We start from the raw sequence: 18768 nt of genomic DNA, 5'->3' as shown, positions 1-18768 counted from the left end.
ATGGGATATCTCTGCGAAGTCGTCTGGGACCGGGTCCCAACTTCCGAGCCGCGGGGCGGCTCAGTAGCTGAAGGGCCAGCCCTTCCAGTAGTTGCGGATGCGGATCCAGACCCCGAACAGGCCGCGCGGCTCGAACAGCAGGAAGCCGACGATCAGGAACCCGTAGAGGATGGTGGACACCTGCGCGGTGTTGAGGAGGCCGCCGGCCTGACCGGGCGGCGGGATGAAGGAGGTCCAGCGGCTGAGCTCCTCGGCGAGCCGCAGGACGACGGTCAGGAACACCGCTCCCGCGATGGATCCGCTGATCGTCGATGCGCCGCCGATGAGGATCATCGCGATGAACTCGACGCTGAGCTGGAGGTTGAACGCCTCGGGGACGATCTGGCGGGTGATGGTGTACAGGACCGCGCCCGCGATCCCGGCGAAGGCCGAGGAGACGGTGAACGCGAGGACCTTCTGGCGGAAGACCTGCACGCCGATGACCTCGGCGGCGATGTCGCGGTCCCGGACCGCCTGGAACGCCCGCCCGACCGCGCTCCGCGCGATGTTGCGCCCCAGGAGGGCGACGACCACGAGGATGGCGAGGGCGTACCAGAAGGTCTTCTGCTGGCCGGTGAACGACGGCCCGTTGCCGGTGATGGAGATGCCGAAGATCGACGCCTGCACACCCGGCCGGCCGACGCCGAACCCACCGGTGATGAACTCGATCTCGCGGAAGAAGTGGTCGCCCAGGAACACGAGCCCGAGGGTGACGATCGCCAGGTAGAGGCCCCGCAGCCGGGTAGCCAGCGGCGCCACCAGCGCGCCGACGAGCGCGGGGAGCAGCGCGGCCGCGGGGAGCCAGACGGCCATGGGAAGTCCGAGCCCGAGGGTGCGGCCCTCCGGGTCGCCGCTCAGCGCGGCGGCGGTGAACGCGCCGAGCCCCACGAAGAACGCGTGGCCGAGGGACACCTGGCCGGCGTACCCGGTGACGAGGTTCAGCCCGATCGCGCCGATCGCCAGCCCGAACGCCTGGGACAGCAGCACGAGGAGCTCGTCGGTGAGCACGAAGGGGAGGAGCGCGGTCGCCGCGAGGAGGGCGTACACCCCGACGGCCTTGGCGCGGGTGTTGAACAGCGCCATGTCCGCGTCGTAGGACGTGTACAGCTCCGGGCGCTTGCCCACGCCCGACCCGCCGAGCAGCGAGCCCGAGACCAGATCAAACACGCTCGACCTCCGGGGTGCCGAACAGGCCGTAGGGCCTGATGATCAGGACGATGAGCAGCAGGACGTAGGGGGACACGGGCGCGAAGTTGTTGCCGAGCCACGGCATGTACTCGGCCTGGTAGGTGCCGACGAGGGCCTCCACCAGCCCGACGGCCAGGCCGCCCAGCACGGCCCCGCCGACGGAGTCGAGCCCGCCGATGATGATCGCCGGCAGGGCCTTCAGGGCGATGATCCAGGTCTGCTGGCTGATGCCGGACCCGCCGTCGACGAACATGCCGGCCACCGCGGCGAGGGCGCCGGCGATGCCCCAGGAGACGGCGAAGACCCGCCCGACGTTGATGCCCTGCGCGAGCGCGGTCTCCTGGTCGAAGGCCGCCGCCCGCATGCCCAGCCCGAAGCGGCTGTACTTGAAGAACGCGAAGAGGATGCCGACGATGATCAGCGTCGCCACCAGCCGCGCGATGTCGCGCTGGTACACGAGCACCCCGCCGACGTCGATGCTGGCGAGCCCCCACGGGTCGCCGACGTAGCGGAGGTTGGTGCCGATGAGCCGGTTCTGGACGACCCGCAGGACGATGTCGATGCCGATCGTGATGATCGCGACGACGAAGACCGGCTCGCCGATCATCGGCCGGAGCGCGACCCGCTCGGCGGTCATCGCGATCGCCGCGGTGCCGATGACCGCGACGGCGAGCGCAGGCCAGAACCCGATCGCGCCGTTCAGGAAGACCATGAACAGGCCACCCGTGATCATCAGCGCCGGCTGGGCGAAGCTGACCACCAGGGTCGACTTGTAGATGATGACGAACCCGAGGGCGATCAGCGCGTAGATCGACCCGTTGCCGAGCCCTGCGCTGACGGCTTGGAGGAACTCACTCACCGCCGTAGGCCTTCCCCGCGTCGCCGTCGGCAGCCAGGGGGTTGGCCGGTTCCGGGGCGGCCGCGGGTGCGTCCGCGGCGACGTACTGCGTGCCGTCGGCGCCGACCCCGCTGGCGGGGCCGTCGTACATCCCCTCCACCAGGTCGGTGAAGATGTCGTAGAGGGCGGACCGCTTGACCTTCTGGGTGGCGGTCATCTCGCCGTCCTCGTGGTCGAGCTCCTTCGGGAGCATGCGGAACTTCTTGATCCCCTCCACCCGGGCGAACTTCGCGTTGGTCTTCTCCACGAGATCCGCGACCAGGGCCACGACCTCCGGCTTCTCCGACAGGTCCCGGTAGGTCGTGTAGGGGATGCCCCTGCGCTGGGCCCAGTCGCCGACGGTGTCGAGCTCGATGCCGATCAGCGCGGTGAGGTACTTGCGGCGGTCGCCGATGACGACGGCCTCCTTGATGTACTCCGAGGCCTTCAGCGAGTTCTCGATCTCGCTGGGGGAGATGTTCTTGCCGCCCGCCGTGATGATGATGTCCTTGATGCGGTCGACGATCTTCAGGTGCGTGCCGTCGACCCACTCGCCGACGTCACCGGTCCGCAGCCAGCCGTCGTCGGTCATGACCTTGGCGGTGGCCTCCGGCTTGCCCCAGTACCCGGCGAAGGTGCCGGGGTGGCGGGTGAGGATCTCGTTGGTGTCCGGGTCGAGCTGCACCTCGACGCGGTCGTGCGGCTCCCCGACCGTGCCGAGCTTGATCCGCCCCGGCTTGTTGCCCGTCGCCACGGCGGAGTTCTCGCTCATCCCGTAGACCTCGTGCATCGGCACGCCGATGCCCATGAAGAACTTGAGGACCTCGGGTGCGATCGGTGCCGCGCCGGAGGCGGCGTAGCGCACCCGGCGCATGCCGATGCGCTCCCGGAGGGCGCGGAACATGAACAGCCAGCCGACTGCGTACAGCAGGCGGGTGCTGGTGGTGTGCGTGCCGCCGTTCGCGACCAGCTGGTCGCCGATGCGGTCGGCGATCCGCATCCAGAAGCGGAACGTGGCCCGCTTGACGCGACTCGCGCCCTGCATGCGGATGTTGATGCCGGCGAGGATCTTCTCCCAGATGCGCGGCACCGCGAACAGGATGGTCGGCTGGACCTCCTTCAGGTTCTGCTGCACCGTCTCGATCGACTCGGCGAAGTTCACCTGCACGCCGACCGCGGCGTTGAACCAGATCGTGAAGATCCGCTCCGCGACGTGGCACAGGGGCAGGTAGGAGAGGATCAGGTCGTCGTCGCTCGGGGGCGGGTCGGTGAAGCCGCCACCGGTCACGAGCACGTCGATGGCGAACTCGGCGTTCGCGACGGTCAGCATCACGCCCTTCGGCGGTCCGGTCGTGCCCGACGTGTAGACCAGGGTCATCACGTCGTCGGGCTGCGCCTCGGCCATCCGCCTCGCCAGCTCACCGGAGTCGGCGGCCCGGTGCTCGGCGCCGCGGGCCAGGAAGTCGGTCCAGGAGATGAGGCGCGGGTCGTCGTAGCGGTGGCGGATGCCGCGCGGCTCGAGGTAGATGATGTGGCGCAGGTCCGGCAGGTCGTCGGCGACCTCGAGGGCCTTGTCCACCTGCTCCTGGTCCTCGGCCACCAGCACCTTCGAGCCGGAGTCGCTCAGCAGGTAGCGGACCTCGTCCGCGGGGTTCGTGGGGTACAGCCCGACCGTGATGGCCCGGCACGCGACCGTGGCGAGGTCGGTGTAGAGCCACTCGGTGCGGTTCTCCGCGTGGATCGCGACCCGGTCACCGGGTTCGACCCCGAGGGCCATCAGCCCGTGGGCCACGTCCTGGACGGCGTCCCAGTACTGCGCCCAGGTGATCTCCTGCCAGATCCCGAACTCCTTCTCGCGCATCGCGACGGCGTCGGGGCGACGGGCCGCCCAGTCGCGGATGCGGCTCGCCGTCGTGGTCGTCCCCTCACCGGCGTCGGGGCGGGTGAGGGTCGACTCGGCGACGCTCGCGAACGGCAGGCCGGCGCCGGTCGGCATGGCGGGGAAGGGGCTCACTGGGGGTCCTCCGTTTTGGCGGTGGAGCTGACGTCCGGGGTGCTCGTGTCCGGGGTGCTCGCGGCGGCCGAGTCGCTCGAGCCCAGGTAGGCCCGGATCACGTCGGGGTTGGACTGGACCTCGGCGGGCGGTCCGGTCGCGACGTGCTGGCCGAAGTCGACGACCATCACGCGGTCCGCGAGGTCCATGACCAGTCCCATGTCGTGCTCGACCAGGATCATCGGGATGTCGAGCTCGTCGCGGATGTCGAGGATGAACCGGGCCATGTCCTCGGTCTCCTCGACGTTCATGCCGGCGACCGGCTCGTCGAGCAGCAGCAGCTTCGGCTCCATCGCGAGCGCTCGGCCCAGCTCGATGCGCTTCTGGATGCCGTAGGGGAGGAGCCCCACGGGCATCTTCCGGTACTGCTCGATCTCGAGGAAATCGACGATGTCCTCGACGACCGCCCGGTTGGCAATTTCCTCCCGGCGGGCACGGCCCACGTAGAGCATGCTCGCGAGGAAGCCGTACCCGATCTTCTGGTGGCGGCCCAGCATCAGGTTGTCGAGGACGGTCAGGTTGCTGAACAGCTCGATGTTCTGGAACGTCCGCGCCAGCCCCCGTTCGGCGACCTGGTGGGGGGAGAGGCCGAGGATCGACTCGCCGCGGAAGGTGACCGCGCCCTCCTGAGGTCGGTACACCCCCGACAGGACGTTGAAGATGGACGTCTTGCCGGCGCCGTTCGGCCCGATGATGGCGAACAGCTCCTTCGGCCCGACGGTGAAGGAGACCCCGTCGATGGCCGTGACGCCGGAGAAGGACAGGCGCACCGCGTCGAAGGAGAGGATCGGGGCCGCGCTCGTGGGCGCGGACGTGGCCGACTGCGTGGTCTCCGCGGTCGTGGCGCTCACCGTGCACCCCCCGTCACGACAGCCACCGCTTCCGGCGCTTGTAGTGCTTGACGTCGCGGAACGACTTCGCGTGCCCCTCCTCGGCCAGCCCGAGGTAGAACTCCCGGACGTCGTCGTCCTCGAGCAGCGCCTTCGCCGGCTTGTCCATGACGACCTTCCCGGTCTCCATGATGTAGCCGTGCTCGGCCACCCCGAGGGCCATCGTCGCGTTCTGCTCCACCAGCAGCACGGTGACGCCCTGGCCGTTGATCTCGACGATCAGGTCGCGGATCTGGTCGACGAGCTGGGGGGCGAGGCCCAGGCTCGGCTCGTCGAGCAGCAGGTACTTGGGGTTGGACATCAGCGCCCGCCCCATCGAGAGCATCGTCTGCTCGCCGCCGGAGAGGTAGCCCGCCGTCGACCGCCGCCGGTCCCGCAGCACCGGGAACAGGTCGTAGACGCGCTCCATGTTCTCCTTGAGCGCGCTCGTGTCGGTGTGGGCGCCGACGCGGAGGTTCTCCTCGACGGTGAACTCGGCGAAGATCCGCCGTCCCTCGAGCGCCTGCTTCACCCCCGCCTCCACGACCTTCTCGGGTGCCAGCCCGGCGATCGGCTGGCCGTCGAGGGTGATCGTCCCCTTGGTGATCTCGCCCTCGTGGACGTCGAGCAACCCGGAGATGGCTCGGAGCAGGGTGGTCTTGCCCGCTCCGTTGGCGCCGAGCAGCGCCACGATCTTGCCCTCGGGGACCTGCAGGCTCACGCCACGCAGGACCAGTACGACGTCGTCGTAGACGACTTCGAGGTTCGACACCTCGAGCATGCGCCCTCCACATGTCAAGCGGTCCGTGCTGTGCGGGATCGCCGTGGCGTCGACGGTGCGGCGCCTGTGGTGATCCGGTTGGGGGTGCGGGACGGATCGGCTCATCCCACGGGTCGGCTGCCGGGGGGTGGTGGCCGCCTGCCGGCTCCGCCCAGGGGGTGTGATCCTGGACATCGCGCGAACCGGTTGAGGGAGACTAATCACAAATCCACGACTTGTCGCGCAACTTCAGGGGGTCCCGGGACCTGGGACGGGGTCTCACCTTGTGGAAATCACAGTCTGGCCGGTCAGTCGGGGTTCGCCAGCTCGCGCCAGGATCGCGCCCGACGTCGCCGTGAGGCGAAGGAGGCCCCGATCGCGCCGACGCTCGGCTGCGCCCACGGTCGGCCGCCGCGACGGAGCCACCGGATACGCTCACCGTCGTGCACGTGCCGACGCCGACGGGACCCCGGTAGACGTGCCGCGCGTCGCGGCGGCGATCGTCGTGCTGCTCGTCGTCTTCGGCGCCGGGGTGGCGACCGGCCTGTGGCTGGAGCGGGGGAGCGGGCCGGAGGCCGAGGACGTCGCCGCGGCGCCCCCGACCCCCGGCAGCGTGGTCGACCCGATCCCGCGGGGCCGCTCCGCCGACGTGGGGGTGTGGGCGCTGCGGGTGGTCGACTCCGACGACGACGCCGCCGAGCGCATCGCGGCGGCCAACCAGTTCAACGCCCCGCCGCCGGAGGGGCACCGCCAGGTGATGGTCGAGGTCGTCCTCGAGCGGCGCGGACGGGGACCGGCCGTGGTGCGCGGGACGATCACCGCCGCCCTCGGCACGCCGGCGGGCCGCACCTTCCCGCTGGGGCAGGACTGCGGGATCCTCCCCGACCCCCTCGACACCGGCCAGCCCGTCAGGGAGTCCCAGGAGATCCGCGGCCAGTGGTGCTGGGTGGTGCCGGAGGAGGAGCTGGCCAAGATCCGTCTCGAGGTCGCGGGGACCGGCGGCGGGTCGGTGTGGTTCCGGCTCTAGCGCCTAGCGCCCGCGCTCCCGGCGACGCGACCCCTGGTGGTGCGCCACCGCGGCCACGCTCCGGTAGACCAGGTCGGCGACGGCCGCGACGAGCGCCGCCGCGCACACCCAGAACGTCGCCGTGAGGGCGCCGTGGTAGCCCCAGCCGACGGGGCGCAGCAGCTCCTCGAACGGCGGGACCGGTGCGGCGACGATCCCGGCGTTCGCGGAGGCGGCCACGAAGGGGAAGACGCCGAAGAGGACCAGCGCGCTCGCCGCGGCGGTGAGGTAGCCCGGTCGTCCCCGGACCACGGCGAGGGCGGCGATCGCGAGGGCGATCGTGATACCGCCGCCGGCGACCCCGGCGGCCGCCCTGAGGTGGTCGGTGCGGGTGGGGTCGGCGCCGAGCAGGAACGAGGTCTGCTCCATCGCCTTCGCCAGCCGGTACGCCAGCTGGGCCACCGACGGCAGGGCGACGAGCGCGACGGCGACGCCGGACACCCACGTCCAGGTGGGCCAGCGCGGACCGGCCAGGTAGCCGGGACGGCGCCGCACCTCGATGGGGGCGGGGACGGCGAGCCGTGACGGCGGGCGGGTGGGCCGTCGTCGGAACGGCGACCGGCGCGGGGGCCGCGGCGGTCGGGGGGTGCCGGCGCGCCATCGCCGTCGCGGCGGTGCCCGGTGGTCCGCGTCGCCCGCCTCGTCCGCGTCCACCGGCCGGGGGCCGCCGACGACCGGCGCGGGCGCGGGGGGGGCGGGGGGGGTGGGGGTGGGGGGGTTCGAGGATCGGGGGGACGTCGGTGGCCCTCGGGGTCGCGTCCGGGTCGGCACCCCGCGGGGACGGTGACCGGTCTGGGGGCGGACGGCGGGTGCGGACGTCGCTGACCGGCGCCTCGCCGGCGGCCGGGGAGCGGCCGACCAGCTCCACGCCGAACTCCTCGGCCGTCTTGGCGCGCAACGCGGCGAGATCGCCCCGCAGGCGATCCAGGCGGTCGTCGCTGACGTCGTCGGACATGGGTGGTTCTGCCGCTCGGAGCGGGGCTCGCGTGCGCCGGGGACATCCTGCCACGCCGCCCTCGTCGGCGGCGTGGACGTCGCACGAGGCCGGGGCGATTGGCGATCTCCCCGGACGTCTTCTGCCAGACTACGGTCGATGCCCCCTCAGACACGGTCTGGGCCAGGGCGATGACCGAGGGGCGTCCCGAGGTCCTCGCTGACCGGTACCGGCTCACCGACTCCATCGGCCGCGGTGGCATGGCCGATGTCTACTCCGCCGAGGACACCCAGTCCGGGCGGATGGTGGCCGTCAAGGTCATGCGGGTCGGCGAGGCCGCGGACCCCGACCGGTTCGTCGCGGAGATGTCGATCCTCGAGCGCCTGTCGCACCCGGCGATCGTGCGCCTCTTCGACACCGGTCGGACCCCCGACGACAGCCCCTACTTCGTGATGCAGCTGGTCGAGGGGGAGTCGCTGTCCACCCGGTTGCGCGAGGAGGGACCGCAGGCGGAGTCCGACGTGGTCCGCATCGCCGCCCGGGTCGCCGGGGCGCTCGCGCACGCCCACGACCGGGGGGTCGTCCACCGCGACATCAAGCCGGCCAACATCCTCATCGACGAGTCGGGCGACGGCTACCTGACCGACTTCGGCGTGGCCCGGCTGGTGGACGCGACCCTGGTGACGCGGCAGGGCACGACGATCGGGACCGCGGCGTACCTGGCACCGGAGCAGCTGCAGGACTCCGCCGTCGGTCCGGCGGCGGACGTCTACTCCCTGGGCCTGGTGCTGATCGAGGCGTTCACCGGGCGGCGGGCGTTCAGCGGCACCGGGGTCGAGGCGGCCATGGCCAGGCTGGGTCGGGACCCAGCCGTCCCCGAGGACATGCCCGACAACTGGATCGGCCTGCTGCTGGCCATGACCCGGCGGGACCCCGCCCGCCGACCGACCGCGGCGTTCGTCGAGCAGGTCCTCCGCGGGCAGGTCCCCCCGCCCCCCCTCGATCCGCTCGAGCTCACGGCCCGCTCGACGGCGTCCGCGATCGCGTCCGACGAGCTGCCCACGGCGGTGACCCCGACCGCGGACCCGAGCAGCCCGTCCCCGTGGGATCCGCCGTCTGACGACTCCGGCGCCCGCCACCGCGTCCCCCCGCCGACGCCCCCGCCAGGCGCACCCCCACCGGATCTCGCCGACGACGTCACCTCGGGGGAGCAGCCGACAGCGGCCGGCTCGCGGTGGGACGTGCGGGCGGTGCTCGTGGCGCTCGTCGCCGGCGTCCTGGGCCTCGCGCTGGTGGCAGCCATCGCGCTCGCGGCGATGGCGCTGCTGCGCGACGACGACGGTGACCCGGTGCGCGGCGATGAGCCGGTCGACGAGGCCACCCGCGAGGTGCTGCGCGTCCTCGAGGCGTCGGAGACCCTCCGGGCCACCGACCCCTCCCTCCAACGGCGCCTGCGGACGCTGTCCCTCAGGTTGGTCGAGTCGGTCAACGAGGACCGGTGGGAGCGCGCCCTGCAGTCCGCGGTCGAGATGACCGCCGAGGTCCGCGACGGCATCGACCGCCTCGACATCACCGACGTGGCGCTGCGCCCCCTCCTCGACGCGCTGCAGGGCGTGACGCGGGAGATCCAGGTCGAGATCGGCGGCAGCTGACCGCTCCGTCGCGCCAGGCGGTGGGCGAACCGGGGTCTTGCTAGCATCCCGTCGGCCCCACCCGGCCGGGTGACGCCACGTCGACAGGAGGAACGGATGGTTCGGGGAGCTCGAGTCGCCGACGAAGCGGTGCGCGCGTACCTGGAAGCGCTGCAGGACCCCAACACGGCGGTCGACTGGGACGAGGTGGAGGAGCTCGCCTCGCAGATCGCCGAGGCCACCGACCCCGTCCGCCGCGTCCTGCTCCGCGCCGAGTGGCGCCGCGCCTCCGACCCCGCCACCTACCTGCCGGACCTCGAGGCGGACTTCATCGCCTTCGCCGGGCAGTGGTCGCAGGCGAACCGCGTGACGGGTGACGACTTCTTCTACGAGGGCGTGCCCCTCCAGGTGCTCCGCGAGGCCGGGATGGGGATCTCGGAGGAGGCCCGCGCCTACGCCGACCCCGATGCCGAGCTCGCGTACGAGGCGGCGGTCCCGGCGGCCGATGCGCCGGTGGCAGCCGCACCGGGTGGCGACGGGGAGGGGCCGTTCGAGGCCGGCAGCGCGATGGAGAAGGTGTACGAGGCGATGGGGGAGGGGCCCTTCACCATCAACGACCTGGTGGACCGCGCCGATGCGAGCCGGTCGACGGTCCGCGCCGTGCTCGACAAGCTGCAGGAGATGGGGCGACTCACCGAGCTCGACCCGGTCGAGACCGGCGCCGCCGGCCGGGCGCCGAAGCGGTACCAGCTGACCGCCTGAGCGGTCGGGGCGGAGCCGGGGTCACCGTCGGGTGGTGATCGCCGGGACGGTGCCGGGTAGGGCCACGGTCACGAGGAGGACGACCGGAAGGCCCCCCAGATGAGCATCGACGACGCACGCCCCACACCCGAGCAGCGGATGTCAGGCCAGCCGCGCGCGGTCGGTGACCCCGCCCACCTGCTGGTCGTCGTCCGTGACGAGCCCACGGCCGACGCGCTGCGTGCCGACCTCGCCCGCGACGGCATCGAGACGCGCGTCGACGTGCGCGAGGACGTCGTCGCCGAGCTGCGGTCGGAGATGAAGGAGGAGAGCGAGGGCCTGCTGATGGGCCCCGGCCTGCCGGCGCACACCAAGGAGATGCTGTGGGGCGCCGTGCCCATCACGGTGCTCGCGGCCATCGTCGTGGGCGCGCTGTTCATCCCGCTCGCGTGGGCCATCGACCTCGGGGGCCAGCCCCTGTGGATGCGGATCATGTGGATGGTCATCACGGGCGCGATCCTCGGGGCCACGGGGGCCTGGTTCGTCGGCGGGATCATCGGCTCCCGGATGTCCAACACCGTCCCGGCCGCCCAGCGCGGCGTCACCGTCGCGGTGTGGGACGACGACGAGTCCCACGTCCAGCGCCTCGCGGCCTACGACCCGATCCGCGTCGACCACGTCAGCTCCGACGGGACCCTGACGGTGTGGTTGACCGAGGACCAGCTGCACGACGGGCTCCAGGTCGAGCGGGCCGGCCGTCAGTTCGCCGGCACCGACCGCGCGGACGACTGACCGCGGGCTGGCTCGTCCGATGTGCAGGTGGGCCGCTCAGGTGGCCGACCTGCACATCCTGGACGTGCGATCCAGGAGCAGTTTACATAATCTACGTTATGTGGCACCGGGCGGATCCAGGCTGGGGCCGAGTCAACGGTCTGGGGCCTGTCAGGTCTCACGAAACCTGCGAATGGGGCAGCCACTGCGCTCAGGCTCGGTGTCGATCTCTGCGCAGGAGGGAGCGGAGTGTCTCGGCGTTCGCGTAGCCGACCCGCAGGGCGATCTCAGCGGAGGTGAGGTCGGTGGTCGCCGAGAGGTGACGAGCTCGTTCGATGCGAAGCCGTTGGACGAAGCCGAGCGGAGTGAGGTTGAGCGCCGATCGTGTTCGTCGTTCGAGGGTTCGCCGACTGGTGCCGATCGACTGGGCTGCGGACGCGACGTCGAACGGTTCGTCCAGGCGGGCGCGGACGTAGCGCTCGAAGTCCACGACGATCGGATCTTCGTGTTGCAGGTGTTCGTAGGCGACGAAGGCAGCCTGCGATGGGCGGTGGTCGATCAGGAGCAGCTGGGCGACGTGCTGCGCGAGGTCGGGGCTGATCGATCGCACGAGTGACAGCGCGAGATCGATGTGGGCGAAGGCGGCCCCCGCAGTGACAAGACCTCCGTCGACGACGACCATGGTGTCCAGATCGAGGTCCACGGTCGGGTAGCGCCGCCGGAACTCCGGGCCCAGGAACCAGCTGGTCGTCGCCCGCCGGCGGTGCGCACGTCCGGATTCGGCCACTGCGAACACACCGGTGCATGCAGCAGCGATCCGGGTGGATGCACCATCGAGCCGGCCAAGCGCCTGGATGACCGAACGCGCACCTCGGCTTCGCAGTGCGTCGAAGGTGGCTTCGGCGGTCAGGGTGCCCAGGGCAGGGACGACGATCACGTCGAAGTCACCCAGCTCCGACAGCGAATGCCGAACCGGCAGGATCATCGACGTCGACGTCGTCACCCGTCGTTTCGGCCCGACGATGGCGAGCTCGATCGGGCCGGCGCCTGCGTCGACGTCGCCCCGAACTCCGTCAGCCACCCGCACGATGTCGATCATCGATGCGACGGCCGAACCGAAACAGCCGTCGAGGGCGATCATGCCAAGTCGCATGACGCAAACGATAGCAAACCAGTCGCATGCGCCATCGTCCTGCCCGGAAGCTCCGCGTACGTTGGCGTCGCACCACAACCACTCGACACCCAAGGAGACCCCGATGTCCGCCCCTTCACTCCCCTACGCCTTCGTTGCGAAGATCGTCGCGGCCGATGGCCAGCACGACGCGCTCGCCACCCTGCTGGCAAGCGCGGTGGACCTCGCGAACCAGGAGGAGGGCACCATCGTCTGGTTCGCAGTCCGAACCGACCCCGACACCTTCTGGATCTTCGACGCGTTCCGCGATGAGGACGCTCGAAACGCCCACGCCAACGGCGCGATCGTCGAAGCCCTGACGTCGAACCAGCAGCTCCTCGGCGCAGCCCCGGAGATCCTCCCGGCCGACGTTCTCGCGGTCAAGCTCCCCTAGCCAGACCAGACCCCACCGGACGGTCATCGCGCCGGACCTGCCGGGCCACGGCCGGACCCCGGCGCTGTCGGAGGAGACGGTGGCCGCCACCGCGGACGCGCTCGAGCAGTGGATGCGTGCGCAGCGGCTCGAGGACGTCGACATGGCCGGCTCGTCGATGGGTGCCCGCCTGGTCCTCGGGATGGCCCGGCGGGGACTCGGCCGCGATGTCGTGGCACTGGACCCAGGTGGCTTCTGGACCGACGTGCAGGCCAAGGTCTTCCACAGCACGCTGTTCGCGTCGGTCAAGCTGGTCCGGGCCATCCGCGGCGCGCTGCCCACCCTGCTCGGCAACCCCGTGACCCGTACCGCGCTGACCTGAGCGATCCGTTCACCAACGGCATCCAACGACGACACGTCCCGGTCGGGCCGTTCGGGCGATGCAATCCATGCACGGACTGCCTCATCGAACGAGACGATGCCCACAGGGCCGCCTGGCTCAGGCCCTGGTTCTTCGCCGGCGACACTCACGAACGGATACTCGTCAACGGCCCGCGCAGCGTGCGGCCCGCGATCGCCGACGCCCAGCGCCGTCTGAACGTCATCGTTCAGCGCCACGCCTGGCGCCATGTCGAACACGACGTGCTCCTCGCCCTTCGCACTGTCGAACACTGGCGCACGTGGGGCAACCTCGCAACGGTCGCCGAAGAGCGGGTGCTGGAAGCCGCACCGGCGCTCCGAGGTCGACCGGTCCTCCCAGCCCTCCCCACGGTTCTTCTCGCTCCGGAGATCGCCGAGCTCACCGAGGCACTGCTCCAACGCCCGTTCGGAGACGGCACGCGGATCCCGCAGCGCTTGCGGGCGGCGGGCGAAGCCATCGTCGGCCGGCCGCTCACCAAGCGCGCCTGGTGGCCCGTCCGCGGCGACCTCGAGAGCAAGGCAGACCGGGTGCCCTCAGTACCCCTCTGGGTACGGGGAGACCTGGAGAGGGAGGGGAGATGGTGTGGCCACCCCGGGAGCCCACACCGTCGTAGCCGTCCCCGCAACAGAGATGCGCAGCACAACTCCTGCTCATCGGCCTACCCATTGCGCAGATTCACTGAGACCTGACACTGGGCCGTCGGTCGGCGCGCTGAAGCGGGTGAGGACGCGGTGGACGATCCTCTCGGCGAGGGAGCGGCGGGGGTCGGTGATCCGGTCCATCCGCAGTCCAGCCATCAGGTAGGCCGCGTCGTCCTGGCGGGGTCCGACGGCGATGACCTCCACCACCTCGAGGGCCGCGCCGACTCGCCGGTAGACGAGTCGGTGGGTGGGGTTGAGCGGGTCGTGGCCGAACGGCGCCTTGTAGCAGTCGCGGAGGTCACCGGTCTTGGTCCGGTCGTTGAGGGGGACGCCGTCGACGTGGCCGTCGTGGATCCGGACTGCCAGACGGAGCGCCATCTCCGCGAGGGCCCGGTCGGTTGTCGCGAGGCGGCGGATGTCGGCGGCGGCGGCCTTGGTGAACTGCGGCCGTGTCGGCCGGCCCCGTGTCACTCGTCGAGGTCGATGCCCCCGCGGCGGCTTGCCATGGCCGTGGGGGCGGTCGCGACGCTGCTCGCCGCCGGCTGGGTCGGCCTCCGCGCGGAGCCCCCATCCTCCTCACCGCGACCGACGCCCCCCACCCGGCCACCGAGGCATGGCTCAGCGACCGGCCTGACGCGGAGCTGGTCGTCCTCGGCGGCGACGCCGCCGTCACCGATGCGACCGCGACCGCCCTCGGCGCTGCGCACACCCGCGTCGCCGGGCCGAACCTTTTCGCCACCGCCGCCGCCATCGCCGACCAGCTCTGGCCCGTCGAGCCCGCGGGGTTCCTGATCACCCCGGGCGGCACCGAGGACGGCTGGGCCTTCGCCCTCACCGGCGCCAGCCTGGCCGCGACGACCGAGCAGCCGATCCTGCTGACCGAGCTCGACCGGCTGCCCACCGAGACCGGCGCGGCGATCTGCGCGACCGGCGCCCCCGTCCCGACCCTCCTCCTCGTCCCCGCCGCGCAGGTCGGCGACGGCCTCACCGACAGCCTCGGGCGGTGTTGAGGACTCAGCTCAGAAACCCGGCGGGGACCCGACCTCGGCGATCAGCGCGACGACCGCGTCGCTGAACGCTGCCGGGTCCTCGTCGGGCCACATGTGGCCCGCCCCGGGGACCACCCGGTGGGTCGCGGTGGCGATCGCCACCTGCATCGCCGCGGCCGGGACCGCGTAGAGGGGACCGCTCCGCTCCCCCAGGGTGATCCGCACCGGGACCGCGAGGTCCGCGAGCTCGGCGGGACCGATCCGGGGCGGCGGCTGCTGGGCGAACAGCAACCGCACGGTCCGGGCGTTCTCCACCTGCACCCGCCGGGAGGCCGCCGGTTGGGACGCGACGTAGTCGGGCCCACCGCCGGAGCTGTCGAGCAGCGCGGTCATCGCCGCCACGTCGTCGCCAGCGGCCAGGGCGGCCTCCACCGGGGCGAACGCGGCCGCGGCCGCCGCCCGCCACGCCGCCAGGGCCGAGGGATCGGTCACCGCGCTCGGCACGCCCGGCTCGTGCACCAGCGCGCTCCGCACCAGGTCGGGCCGGCGCAGCGCCACGTCGAGGACCACCTGCCCGCTGTAGGACCACGCGGCGACGTGCACCGGTCCGAGCTGCTCGAGCACGGCGATGAGGTCATCGGCGTGCGTGCCGACGCCGTACGGCGGCCATCCCTCGGCCCACGGGTCCAGCCCGTGGTACCGGAGGGTCAGCGCCATCCCGCGGTGCCGGCCCCCGAGCAGCGCCCGGTGGCGGTCCCACAGCCGCAGGTCCGCCACCGCGCCGTGCACGAACAGCACCGGCGGGCCGTCACCGCCGTCGTCGGCCAGCGGGAGGGTCGTGTCGCCGACGTCGATGCGGCGGATCGTCTGGGCGGGCACTCAGCGCTCGTTGTGGCCCTTGCCCGCGCGGATCCTCGGGACCGCCTTGTCGACCCGCGACACCCGGGTCTCGGGCTTCTTCGCATCGCCGATGTGGATCGCCCAGCTGCGCCGGCGGCCAGGGGTGAGGTCGTCGAACGCCTCGCTCAGCTCGGGATCCGACGCCAGCCGCTCGCGCAGCTCCTCGGGCAGGTCGGGTTCGGGTGCGGGGCCGACCTCGAGGCCGGCGTCCTCGACCGCGACGGCCCGGTCGACGTAGTCCGCGATCACCGCCGCGCGGGACGTCACCTCCTCGACGGAGGTGAACTGCATCCGCAGGGCCGAGCGGGTGTGCTCGCCCTGGCTGTGCAGCACGCCCTCGGGGTCGTCGAGCAGCGCGCCCTTCGTGAACATGAGGGCCAGGAAGTCCTTGAACTCCTGCACGATCAGGACGTTCGCGCCGTCGTGGACGTAGGTGGGCTTGCCCCACTTGATGGTCTCCTCGAGGCCGCAGCCCCGCAGGACCTCGCAGAGCGCGCGGGCCTCCTCGGGCCACAGCTCGCTGGCGGCCAGGTACGCGTCGACGTCGGCGTGGTGCTCCATGCCCCGACCCTAGGCCACCGCCGGCTCGCCGACGTATGTCGCCAGGTGCTCCCCCGTCACCGTCGACCGGGCGGCGACCAGGTCCGCCGGGGTGCCCTCGAACACGATCCGCCCGCCGTCGTGACCGGCGCCGGGGCCGAGGTCGATGATCCAGTCCGCGTGGGCCATGACGGCTTGGTTGTGCTCGATCACGATCACGGACCGGCCGTCGTCGACGAGCCGGTCCAGCAAGGCCAGGAGTTGGGTGACGTCGGCCAGGTGCAGCCCGGTGGTGGGCTCGTCGAGGACGTAGACCGCGCCCCCCTCCCCCATCTGGCTGGCTAGGCGCAGCCGCTGGCGCTCGCCGCCGGACAGCGTGGTGAGCGGCTGGCCCAGGCGGAGGTAGCCGAGCCCGACGTCGGCCAGACGCCGCAGGATCCGGTGCGCAGCCGGCGTGCGGGCGTCACCGTCGGCGAAGAACGGCTCGGCCTCGGTGACCGACATGGCGAGGACCTCGGCGATGTCCCGGCCGTCGAGGTGGTGGTCCAGCACGGAGGCCTTGAACCGCTTGCCCTCGCACTCCTCGCACGGCGTGGCCACGGCCGCCATCGTGGGCAGGTCGGTGTAGATGACGCCGTTGCCCTTGCAGACCTCGCACGCCCCCTCGGAGTTGGCGCTGAACAGCGAGGCCTTGACGCCGTTGGCCTTCGCGAAGGCCTTGCGGATGGGGTCGAGCAGCCCCGTGTAGGTCGCCGGCGAGCTGCGACGCGACCCGCGGATCGGGCTCTGGTCGATGCTGACCACGTCCTCGCCCGGTGGGATCGAGGCGTGGATCAGCGAGCTCTTCCCCGACCCGGCGACGCCGGTGACGACGACCAGGACCCCGAGGGGGATGTCGACGTCGACGTCGACGAGGTTGTGGACGTCCGCCCCGCGGATCTCGAGGGTGCCGGTGGGGGTCCGCACGGCGTCCTTGAGGGCGCCCCGGTCGTCGAGGTGCCGCCCGGTCGCGGTGTCGCTGGCCCGCAGGCCCTCGACGGACCCCTCGTAGCAGATGGTGCCCCCGGCGGTCCCCGCACCGGGCCCGATGTCGATGACGTGGTCGGCGATCGCGATCGTCTCGGGCTCGTGCTCGACGACCAGGACCGTGTTGCCCTTGTCGCGCAGCTGCAGCAGCAGGTCGTTCATCCGCTGCACGTCGTGGGGGTGCAGCCCGATGGTGGGCTCGTCGAAGATGTAGGTGACGTCGGTGAGGGCCGACCCGAGGTGGCGGATCATCTTGGTGCGCTGGGACTCCCCGCCCGACAGGGTGCCCGAGCGCCGGTCGAGGGACAGGTACCCCAGGCCGATGGCGGTGAACGAGTCGAGGGTGCGCTGGAGCGTCTCGAGCAGCGGCGCGACGGAGGGCTCGTCGAGGCCGCGGACCCACTCGGCCAGGTCGCTGATCTGCATCGCGCAGCAGTCGGCGATGCTGACCCCGGCGATCCGTGAGGACCGGGCGGCCTTGCTGAGCCGGGTGCCGTCGCACTCGGGGCAGTCGGTGAAGGTCACCACGCGGTCGACGAAGCGCCGGATGTGGGGCTGCATCGCCTCGCGGTCCTTCGACAGCATCGACTTCTCGATGGTCGGGATCAGACCGGTGTAGGTGACGTTGATCCCCTCGACCTTGACCTTGGTCGGTTCCTTGTGGAGCAGGGCGTCGAGCTCGTCGGCGGTGAAGTCGCGGATCGGCGTGTCGGGGTCGAAGAACCCGCAGGCCCGGAAGATCCGGCCGTACCAGCCGTCCATGCTGTAGCCGGGGACGGTCACGGCGCCCTCGTTGAGCGACTTCGCGTCGTCGTACAGCTGGGTCAGGTCGAATCCCGAGATCTGCCCCCTCCCCTCGCAGCGCGGGCACATCCCCCCGGCGACCTCGAAGGTGGCCGTCTCCGCCTTCTTGTTCCCCTTCTTGATCGATCCCACCGCGGTGACCGACGGGATGTTGAACGCGTACGCCCGGGGCGACCCGATCGGCGGGTCGCCCAGGCGGCTGAAGAGGATGCGGAGCAGCGCGTTCGCGTCGGTCGCGGTGCCGACGGTCGACCGCGGGTCGCTGCCGAGGCGCTCCTGGTCGACGATGATCGCGGTGGTGAGCCCGTCGAGGAGATCGACCTCCGGGCGCGCCATCGACGGCATGAAGCCCTGCAGGAAGGCGCTGTACGTCTCGTTGATGAGGCGCTGGGACTCCGCGGCGATGGTGTGGAACACCAGGGAGCTCTTGCCCGAGCCGGACACGCCCGTGAAGACCGTCAGCCGACGCTTCGGGATCTCGACCGAGACGTCCCGGAGGTTGTTGACGCGCGCCCCGACGACGCGGATCAGGTCGTGGCTGTCGGCGACGTGCACGGGCGTCAGTCGACCTGCTGGATGCGGACGGTGCTGCCCGCGGGATCGCGCACGGCGCAGTCGCGGGCGCCCCAGTCCTGGTCGATCGGCTCCTGCATGATCTCCGCGCCGCCGGCCTGCAGGCGATCGAAGGTCCCGTCGAGGTCCTTCGTGGCCAGCATGATCGAGGCGTAGGTGCCCTTGGCCATCATCTCGGTGATGGTCCGGCGCTCGTCGTCGGTGATGCCGGGATCGGCCGCCGGCGGGTGCAGGACGATGGAGGTGCCCGGCTGACCCGGAGGGCCGACGGTGATCCAGCGCATGCCCTCGTAGCCGACGTCCTTGCGGACCTCGAAGCCGAGCGTGTCGCGGTAGAAGGCCAGCGAGGCCTCCGGGTCGCTGTGCGGGAGGAACGTGGTGTGGATGGTGATGTCCATGGC

At 71.6% G+C, this 18768-nt stretch carries 18 protein-coding genes and 1 pseudogene; 7 read left to right on the top strand and 12 right to left on the bottom strand.

Annotation, left to right across the window (positions count from 1 at the left end; translation table 11 throughout):
• Nucleotides 1-60: 60 nt before the first annotated feature.
• From ACEQ2X_RS18975 to ACEQ2X_RS18955, 5 genes are read right to left on the bottom strand one after another with little or no spacing between them, the layout of a single operon-like run.
• Nucleotides 61-1206, bottom strand: a complete 1146-nt coding sequence (locus tag ACEQ2X_RS18975; RefSeq protein ID WP_370327425.1) for a branched-chain amino acid ABC transporter permease — start codon at nt 1204-1206, stop codon at nt 61-63.
• The gene (locus ACEQ2X_RS18970) at nt 1199-2086 is read right to left on the bottom strand and encodes a branched-chain amino acid ABC transporter permease (protein ID WP_370327424.1); all 888 of its coding nucleotides are present in this window, start codon (nt 2084-2086) and stop codon (nt 1199-1201) included. The genes ACEQ2X_RS18975 and ACEQ2X_RS18970 overlap by 8 nt, the downstream gene beginning before the upstream one ends.
• Complete coding sequence (locus ACEQ2X_RS18965) at nt 2079-4118, bottom strand: long-chain fatty acid--CoA ligase (RefSeq protein ID WP_370327423.1); 2040 nt, start codon at nt 4116-4118, stop codon at nt 2079-2081. The genes ACEQ2X_RS18970 and ACEQ2X_RS18965 overlap by 8 nt, the downstream gene beginning before the upstream one ends.
• Complete coding sequence (locus ACEQ2X_RS18960) at nt 4115-5008, bottom strand: ABC transporter ATP-binding protein (RefSeq protein ID WP_370327422.1); 894 nt, start codon at nt 5006-5008, stop codon at nt 4115-4117. The genes ACEQ2X_RS18965 and ACEQ2X_RS18960 overlap by 4 nt, the downstream gene beginning before the upstream one ends.
• A 13-nt stretch (nt 5009-5021) precedes the next feature.
• Nucleotides 5022-5807 (bottom strand): ABC transporter ATP-binding protein, encoded by a 786-nt coding sequence (locus ACEQ2X_RS18955; RefSeq protein WP_370327421.1) that lies wholly within the window; start codon nt 5805-5807, stop codon nt 5022-5024.
• A 457-nt stretch (nt 5808-6264) separates the two neighbouring features.
• Here ACEQ2X_RS18955 and ACEQ2X_RS18950 point away from each other — a divergent pair, with 457 nt between their 5' ends.
• A complete protein-coding gene (locus tag ACEQ2X_RS18950; protein ID WP_370327420.1) occupies nt 6265-6813 on the top strand; it encodes a hypothetical protein in 549 nt (182 codons plus the stop codon).
• 3 nt (nt 6814-6816) lie between these two features.
• Here ACEQ2X_RS18950 and ACEQ2X_RS18945 read toward each other — a convergent pair whose 3' ends face one another.
• Nucleotides 6817-7506 carry a hypothetical protein gene (locus ACEQ2X_RS18945; RefSeq protein ID WP_370327419.1) on the bottom strand — a complete coding sequence of 230 codons (690 nt, stop codon included), beginning with the start codon at nt 7504-7506 and terminating at the stop codon, nt 6817-6819.
• A gap of 471 nt (nt 7507-7977) precedes the next feature.
• Here ACEQ2X_RS18945 and ACEQ2X_RS18940 point away from each other — a divergent pair, with 471 nt between their 5' ends.
• From ACEQ2X_RS18940 to ACEQ2X_RS18930, 3 genes are all read left to right on the top strand, one after another.
• Complete coding sequence (locus ACEQ2X_RS18940) at nt 7978-9438, top strand: serine/threonine-protein kinase (protein WP_370327418.1); 1461 nt, start codon at nt 7978-7980, stop codon at nt 9436-9438.
• A 96-nt stretch (nt 9439-9534) separates the two neighbouring features.
• The gene (locus ACEQ2X_RS18935) at nt 9535-10179 is read left to right on the top strand and encodes a hypothetical protein (protein ID WP_370327417.1); all 645 of its coding nucleotides are present in this window, start codon (nt 9535-9537) and stop codon (nt 10177-10179) included.
• Nucleotides 10180-10278: 99 nt separating this feature from the next.
• Entirely contained in the window at nt 10279-10950 is a 672-nt protein-coding gene (locus ACEQ2X_RS18930; RefSeq protein WP_370327416.1) for a hypothetical protein, read from the top strand.
• 190 nt (nt 10951-11140) lie between these two features.
• On the opposite strand, the gene ACEQ2X_RS18925 is transcribed toward ACEQ2X_RS18930, so the two are convergent.
• A complete protein-coding gene (locus ACEQ2X_RS18925) occupies nt 11141-12082 on the bottom strand; it encodes a GlxA family transcriptional regulator (protein WP_370327415.1) in 942 nt (313 codons plus the stop codon).
• Between the two features lie 103 nt (nt 12083-12185).
• Between ACEQ2X_RS18925 and ACEQ2X_RS18920 the strand changes: the two genes are divergently transcribed.
• Complete coding sequence (locus ACEQ2X_RS18920; RefSeq protein WP_370327414.1) at nt 12186-12494, top strand: putative quinol monooxygenase; 309 nt, start codon at nt 12186-12188, stop codon at nt 12492-12494.
• 19 nt (nt 12495-12513) lie between these two features.
• Nucleotides 12514-12855 (top strand): annotated as a pseudogene (locus ACEQ2X_RS18915) (alpha/beta fold hydrolase); the annotation flags it as partial.
• A 689-nt stretch (nt 12856-13544) separates the two neighbouring features.
• Here the strand turns inward: ACEQ2X_RS18915 and ACEQ2X_RS18910 are convergent.
• Entirely contained in the window at nt 13545-14006 is a 462-nt protein-coding gene (locus ACEQ2X_RS18910) for a hypothetical protein (protein ID WP_370327413.1), read from the bottom strand.
• Here ACEQ2X_RS18910 and ACEQ2X_RS18905 point away from each other — a divergent pair.
• The gene (locus tag ACEQ2X_RS18905) at nt 14000-14545 is read left to right on the top strand and encodes a cell wall-binding repeat-containing protein (RefSeq protein WP_370327412.1); all 546 of its coding nucleotides are present in this window, start codon (nt 14000-14002) and stop codon (nt 14543-14545) included. The two genes, ACEQ2X_RS18910 and ACEQ2X_RS18905, sit on opposite strands and share 7 nt — an antisense overlap.
• 9 nt (nt 14546-14554) lie before the next feature.
• Here ACEQ2X_RS18905 and ACEQ2X_RS18900 read toward each other — a convergent pair whose 3' ends face one another.
• The 4 genes from ACEQ2X_RS18900 to ACEQ2X_RS18885 are packed head-to-tail and all read right to left on the bottom strand — an operon-like array spanning nt 14555 to nt 18765.
• Nucleotides 14555-15403, bottom strand: coding sequence for an alpha/beta fold hydrolase (locus tag ACEQ2X_RS18900; RefSeq protein ID WP_370327411.1), 849 nt, complete (start codon nt 15401-15403; stop codon nt 14555-14557).
• Entirely contained in the window at nt 15404-15985 is a 582-nt protein-coding gene (locus ACEQ2X_RS18895; protein ID WP_370327410.1) for a YdeI family protein, read from the bottom strand.
• Between the two features lie 9 nt (nt 15986-15994).
• Nucleotides 15995-18358, bottom strand: a complete 2364-nt coding sequence (locus ACEQ2X_RS18890) for an ATP-binding cassette domain-containing protein (RefSeq protein ID WP_370327436.1) — start codon at nt 18356-18358, stop codon at nt 15995-15997.
• Entirely contained in the window at nt 18355-18765 is a 411-nt protein-coding gene (locus ACEQ2X_RS18885) for a VOC family protein (RefSeq protein WP_370327409.1), read from the bottom strand. Before ACEQ2X_RS18885 ends, ACEQ2X_RS18890 begins: the two co-directional genes overlap by 4 nt.
• Nucleotides 18766-18768 lie beyond the last annotated feature (3 nt).

The organism is Euzebya sp. (assembly GCF_964222135.1).
In the GTDB taxonomy this organism is placed as follows: Bacteria; Actinomycetota; Nitriliruptoria; order Euzebyales; family Euzebyaceae; genus Euzebya.
Note: the sequence above shows the minus strand (reverse complement) of the source record. Positions and strands in the feature narration are given on the sequence as shown.